This is a genomic window from Halobellus sp. Atlit-38R, from assembly GCF_003665925.1.
GTDB lineage: Archaea > Halobacteriota > Halobacteria > Halobacteriales > Haloferacaceae > Haloquadratum > Haloquadratum inordinatus.
The window spans coordinates 1-252 of record NZ_QXIJ01000435.1; the positions used below are offsets into that span (position 1 = coordinate 1).

General features: G+C 57.9%; 1 pseudogene. It reads right to left on the minus strand.

Features of this window, described 5'->3' with window-relative positions:
• Positions 1 to 252, minus strand: a pseudogene (locus D3D02_RS20245) (hypothetical protein); the annotation flags it as partial.

The following is a 252-nucleotide window of genomic DNA, read 5'->3' on the forward strand; positions in this document are numbered from 1 at the left end:
AGATGCGTATCACCGTCAGGACCGCCGTTTTCGCGGGTTGTTTCCTCGTCGAAGATCCGGCTTCCCTGGTTGGCAGCAGTCCCGGTCAATCCGAGGTAGCTCTGGAGATCGAGGAACGCGGTATCATCATACCGCGTTCCGTCGTCCGGTCGATCGAGGTCAATCGCTGGAAACACGATCTGACAGAGGGCCTCCGTAACGTCCTTTGCTTTGCCTGTGACGTAGCGTTGTTCCGAGCGGTTGGAAAGGTCG